This window comes from Proteus sp. G4380 (assembly GCF_963885725.1).
Taxonomy (GTDB): domain Bacteria; phylum Pseudomonadota; class Gammaproteobacteria; order Enterobacterales; family Enterobacteriaceae; genus Proteus; species Proteus mirabilis.
In genome coordinates this window covers 1-5,897 of sequence record NZ_CAWPAV010000171.1, presented here as the reverse complement: position 1 = coordinate 5,897, position 5,897 = coordinate 1, and the positions used below count along the sequence as shown (strand labels likewise).

At 39.4% G+C, this 5,897-nt stretch carries 6 protein-coding genes; 2 read left to right on the top strand and 4 right to left on the bottom strand.

Annotated elements, in window-relative coordinates; genetic code table 11:
- Position 1 precedes the first annotated feature (1 nt).
- Together AACU98_RS15305 and AACU98_RS15300 are read left to right on the top strand one after the other, a co-directional pair.
- The gene (locus tag AACU98_RS15305; protein WP_337247559.1) at positions 2-217 is read left to right on the top strand and encodes a DUF2645 family protein; all 216 of its coding nucleotides are present in this window, start codon (positions 2-4) and stop codon (positions 215-217) included.
- A gap of 163 nt (positions 218-380) precedes the next feature.
- Positions 381-677 (top strand): DUF1240 domain-containing protein, encoded by a 297-nt coding sequence (locus AACU98_RS15300; RefSeq protein ID WP_237612228.1) that lies wholly within the window; start codon positions 381-383, stop codon positions 675-677.
- A 74-nt stretch (positions 678-751) separates the two neighbouring features.
- On the opposite strand, the gene AACU98_RS15295 is transcribed toward AACU98_RS15300, so the two are convergent.
- From AACU98_RS15295 to AACU98_RS15280, 4 genes are all read right to left on the bottom strand, one after another.
- Positions 752-1,879, bottom strand: coding sequence for a TIGR03364 family FAD-dependent oxidoreductase (locus AACU98_RS15295; RefSeq protein WP_063215777.1), 1,128 nt, complete (start codon positions 1,877-1,879; stop codon positions 752-754).
- A gap of 64 nt (positions 1,880-1,943) precedes the next feature.
- Positions 1,944-2,954 carry a putative 2-aminoethylphosphonate ABC transporter substrate-binding protein gene (locus tag AACU98_RS15290; RefSeq protein ID WP_202611333.1) on the bottom strand — a complete coding sequence of 337 codons (1,011 nt, stop codon included), beginning with the start codon at positions 2,952-2,954 and terminating at the stop codon, positions 1,944-1,946.
- Between the two features lie 45 nt (positions 2,955-2,999).
- Positions 3,000-4,691 carry a putative 2-aminoethylphosphonate ABC transporter permease subunit gene (locus AACU98_RS15285; RefSeq protein WP_161735055.1) on the bottom strand — a complete coding sequence of 564 codons (1,692 nt, stop codon included), beginning with the start codon at positions 4,689-4,691 and terminating at the stop codon, positions 3,000-3,002.
- Positions 4,692-4,703: 12 nt separating this feature from the next.
- Positions 4,704-5,780, bottom strand: a complete 1,077-nt coding sequence (locus AACU98_RS15280; RefSeq protein ID WP_004249814.1) for a putative 2-aminoethylphosphonate ABC transporter ATP-binding protein — start codon at positions 5,778-5,780, stop codon at positions 4,704-4,706.
- Positions 5,781-5,897 lie beyond the last annotated feature (117 nt).

The window sequence follows — 5,897 nt, the reverse complement described above, 5'->3', positions numbered from 1 at the left end:
CATATCTGACTATGAATGGATGATTGGTGAAGGTGATATTGATAATCTTTGTCAACTGCCACTCAATGGTAGATATGTTATTGAGCCTATATTGATATTAATACCTTGTATTTTATTACTTTTTTTAGAAAAAAATAAAAAGCTAAGATGGGGTTATGTTACAATCACTGTTATGTATATCATATGGTCATTTTATTTACGTTTTAATTTTTGCTAAAAACTGACCTTCCCTATCCCCCAACGCCATCTTTCTCAATGGGAGAAATTTAGTTTTGATAAAAATAGAACCAGTAAAATTGATATTATCTTCTATTGCAATTCTATTTATAGCCATTTTTTCAATTTATATATCAACAAGTTACTACATAACCTATTTTCTAATGGAAGATAGGATCTTATTCTCATTTCAAACAGGGCTCTTAGTTTTTGCAACGCCTCTAATACTTTATTTCTCATATTATAGTTTTATTTTAGGATACCAAAAAAAGTTACAAAGAATGAATAATAAAGTAGCTGGTATATGCGCAGGAATAGCAATAATTGGTATCGTTTTTAGCTTTTTCTTTTCAATTTATGTCGGTCTCGATTTAACCTCTAAAGGCTATTATCGTTGTTATAAATCATCTGCTTTTGCACCAAATGAATATGTTATTGCAAAAGAGATGTGTAAAAAATAGACATCTCTTTTTTATTCTCTCTTCGTAACCTGAATATTATAATTAAAAAATAACTTCACATCCCTAATGCAAGATTAATCAAATAGTTGACGAATATTCTGTTCACCTAAACCAGGCCCAACACTCATTCCTAAACCCGTTCGCATCAATACTGCAGTGACTTTTTCACTCGGCGTTAAAATCGAAATCGGCTCTTTTCCTTTTGCCCCATAAACCCCTTGCCAACGCTCTTTTACTTGAACCGAACAACCTAATGTGTGCTCAGCTAACTCTATCAGGAGGTTATCAACCTCTTCGCTGTTAAAAGGCTGTGCATCTAAGCTATATTCATGAGAATCACCAATAATAAGATCGCCATAAGGAGTCGGGGTAATTAATAAATGAATACCATACTGCTCAATTAACGGCGATTGCATTTTAATTTCTTTCGCTAAAGCCTGTGCCTCAGGTAAATCGGCAAATGCACCATAGTGAGTACAACTTAATCCCGTCATTAGCGCATGCGCCAATCCAATATATTGCTCTGCTGTCACTCGCAACATCTGCAGGCGGCAAACTATAGGATCAAGCTTTTTTATTTCGTCAGCCAGTAATGTTTGATAATCGTGCCCTGAGCAGACAATGATCTTTTCTGCACTAAATGTTCCATTACTGGTGATCAATGTCCCCGTATCTACATCAATATCCCGTACTAATGTGGAAAAATAACTCGTTACATTAGCTAAGCTGCCTAAATAAGCCGCTAACTGTGGGATCGCTTCTCGCGAAAATAGCACCTGATCTTCTTTGCCATGCAACGCCGCTTTATGGTGTTGCAATTGACCACCATAAACCGTGGCTAATTGTGTTTTAGAAAGTAATTCACAATCATAACCATAGGTTTTAGCTCGACCATCGACAAAAGCTTCAAGAACAGCTTGCTCAGATTGTGTACGTGCTAATAGATAAGTCCCTTTTTGACGCGTTAAAAATTTAGCCTGTTTGGCCATAGTTGCCCAAATTTCACGACTATTTTTCGCTAAATCTAGCATTTTTCCCGGCGCTTGACCCAAAATTAATCCGTGACCAAAATTACGTACAGAAGCGCCCACAGGCGTGTAACTGCGCTCAAAAATAGCAACACGTAAACCTCGCTGAGCCGCTGCATACGCATGAGATAAACCAATAATGCCCGCACCAATAACCGCAATATCAAATTTCATATGACACCCTAAACCAGATAGAGTGCATCGCACCCTATCTATTAATTAATAAAGTAAAAAATAATTATTTTGCACTCTTACCGTCATAGCGCTTACGCCATTCAGTTAAAATGGTGTCGCGCTTTTCAGCAGCCCAAATAAAATCATTTTTAATTAAACGTTGAGCATAATCGCGAGGTAATTCTGTTTGGCTTACGGGTACACTGGTATTGGCTAATACAGCAAAATTAGCACTATAAAGCTTCATCGCTTCCTTTGAGGCGGAAAAGTCAGCCAATTTTTGCGCGGCATCTCGCTTATTAGTTCCTTTGATTATCGCCGTTGCTTCAATATCCCAACCCAATCCTTCTTGCGGTAATATGATGTCTAGTGGTGCCCCTTGTCGTTTCAATTGGATCGCCGGATATTCAAAGGATATGCCTATCTGGTATTCCCCCGATGCAGCCATTTTGCAGGGTTTGGAGCCAGAATGAACATATTGACCAATATTCTGATGCAACTTGTCCATATATGCCCAACCCTCTTGTTCACCAAATATTTGTAACCAAGCACTTACATCTAAAAACCCAGTGCCTGATGATGCCGGATTTGGCATAACGATTTTGCCTTTGTATTCAGGCTTAGTGAGATCTTGCCAAGAAGTGGGTTTAGATAACCCCAATTTTTGTGCTTCTATCGTGTTGTAGCAAATCGTTGCCGCCCAGACATCCATACCAACCCAAGTTGGCGGGTTGTTGCTATCACGAAATTTCACATCAATATCATCTAACTGCGCCGGAGCATAAGGCTCAAGCATATTTTGCGCTTTTAATATTGCTAAACTTGATGCAGCTAATCCCCACACAACATCGGCTTGAGGACGATCTTTTTCTGCTAATAATTTAGCGGTGATAATCCCCGTTGAATCTCTTACCCATTTTATTTTTATATCAGGATATTTAGCCTCAAATGCTTGTTTATAAGCTTGTAATTGTTCACTTTCTATTGCGGTGTATACCGTAATTTCAGTCGCTGCAAAGACCGTTCCCGCAGAAAATAATAAGCTGGTGGCAAGTATCAGTTTTTTTAACATCATGCGATTTTCCTAGTATTGCTATGTGAGAGAATTAAACCTTTAAATTTATTGCTTAGCTTCACGCTGATGCCACGCTTGTGTACGGCGAATAACACCTTGCGAAGCAATAGATAACAATATCGAAACCCCTGCCGAGGTGGTTAAAATCAATGTCGACATAGCTGCCGCGCCACCAATATTGCCCGCATCATCCATATTCAATACCGCAACCGCGGCTAAAATAGTGTCTGGGCTATAAAGGAAGATCGCCGCGGAAACCGTTGTCATAGCAGAAACAAATAGATAACGATAAATATCTAATAATGCCGGCAAACAAAGAGGAATAGTGATACGCCAAAAGTGACGATATAAAGGCGCTTTTAAGGATAATGAAGCTGCCTCGAATTCTTTATCTAACTGGCGCAGTGCCGTGCTCGCAGTCATATAGGCAGTAGTGAAAAAGTGTGCAATGGAGCACAGCACTAATAACACCATACTGCCGTATAAAAAGTTCAGTGGATTATTCGGTAAGTTAAAGAAAAATACATACCCTAATCCCAACACTAACCCCGGGACGGCCATCGGTACAAAACTTAACATACGTAGCAGATTGTTAAGCCAAGAGTGAGAAGCCGTTTTATCTATTAAGTAAGCGCCCATAAAGATCAGAAAGCAGCCGATAGTGGCAGTGTAAAATGCCAAAATAATACTGTTGGTATAGGCGAGCCATCCCCCAGGCAATCCTTCAAAATTATAATGACGTAACGAAAACGATAAGTTATAAGGCCAGAACTGAATAAAAGAGGAGTAAACGGCCGTACCGAATACCAATAAAAATAGCGCGCAAATAAGCATCACAAATATTAGATAAAGCGTGTCACGCTGAAAATTAGCTTTTGGTAAATAGAATTGGGCACGCGAGCTCATTGCATCACGTTGACGTTTACGTAACCAAACATCGACACCGAAGGTCAACAATGCAGGTAGCAATAACAACATACCGATTAAAGCACCGCGGCCAAATTGTTGCTGACCAAGCACGGCTTTATAGGCTTCTAACGCCAGTACTTGATAATCTCCGCCGACGACAACCGGAATACCAAAGTCAGTAATAGTTAACGTAAATACCAAGCACAATGCTGCGAAAATCCCATGTCGGCTCGATGACCAAGTGACACTACGAAAAGTGCGCCAAGAAGACACCCCTAAGCTAGATGCAGCATCAAATAAACGAGCATCAGACATGGATAATGCGGAGAGTAAAATCATTAGCGCATGAGGAAAAGTGTAGATCACCTCACCAAGCACTAATCCCCAATAACCATAAATACTCTCTGTGAGTAAGCTACGCAATAGCCCTTGGTTACCAAATAGATAAACCAATGCAATACCCGGTAGCATAGAAGGAGCGAGTAAGGGTAATAGTGATATTCCACGCCACAAGGATTTAAAAGGGATCAAGGTGCGATGTAGAGCATAAGCAAACAGGTAAGCCAGTGGCACTGTAATAACAGCAACGCTTAACGAAACACTAATACTGTTACCCACCAACCACAGAAAATTAGCACTGGTGAACAAATCAATAGCGGCCTGAAAACCACCACCTTGTGATATATCAGGCGTAAAACCTCGCCAGAAAATAGCCAATAAAGGCAATAAAACCCCAAGAGTAAGTAAGCAAATAATAAATAACTTACCACCAGCAACAAACAAACTATCTAAACGATTAATAGATTTGGTAGGTACTATCACTGACATTATCTCGCTACCTTACGCAAATATGTGTAGTTCATTAGCCGGTAAAGTCACTTTAACTTTACCGTTTTGAATACTATGTAGCTCAGCAGCAGAGATCTCGGCTTGTAATAAATGTCCCGGTAAATGGTCTAATTCAAACTTCATAATGCAACGACTTCCCAAAAACACCACATTTTGTATATTGGCATCGTATTGATTATGTTTGTTTTGTATTGGGTTAATTTTGATTGATTCAGGTCGACAAAAGAGACGCCCTTGATTATGAGGTATTGCAGTATGTTTTAATTGGACTTCTCGTGAGCCAATCATCGCCTCACCGTGCTGATTTCTATTGAAAGGTAACCAGTTACCTTTTCCTACAAACTCTGCAACAAATGGTGTTTGTGGATGGTTGTAAATCTCTTCACTACTGCCGTACTGCTCAACCTTGCCGTTATTCATTACAGCTATCCTATCGGCCATCAGCATGGCTTCATCTTGATTATGAGTGACCATTAGCGTAGTGATATTTAGGCTTTGCTGTAAATTACGTAGCTCCACACACAAATGTTCACGCACTTGTGCATCTAATGCCGACATTGGCTCATCCAGTAATAGTAAAGAAGGGGCAGGTGCCAAAGCACGAGCCAATGCCACGCGCTGTTGTTGACCGCCAGATAATTCTCCTGGATATTTTTTCTTTCGATCTTGTAAACCAACTAACTCCAGCATTTCATTAACGCGATCTTTAATCACATTACGAGGCTGACCGGCTAAACCATACGCAATATTCTGCTGTACCGTCAGGTTAGGAAATAATGCATAGGACTGAAATAAGATCCCATAGTCACGGGCTTGAGGGGGAAGGTGTGAGATGTTGTTATCGTAATTAAAGATACTACCGTGATCTTGTGTTTCTAATCCGGCAATACAACGTAATAATGTGGTTTTTCCACATCCAGAAGGCCCTAATAGGCAGACTAACTCGCCTTGTTTAATCTCTAAAGAAACACCATCTAAAGCAATAAATTGATTAAATCTCTTTTGAATATTCTCTACACGAATATGTGGCATTGAGCCATTTTGTGAGTTTATATTGAACTGTAACATATCGCTTACCACGCCAATTTATGATGATTGACTAGAGATTAAGCGACAATGATTAAAGTTTTATGAAAATTTAAAACTGATTTATATTTTTTTTAAATGGCTAGTCACTAGACTATT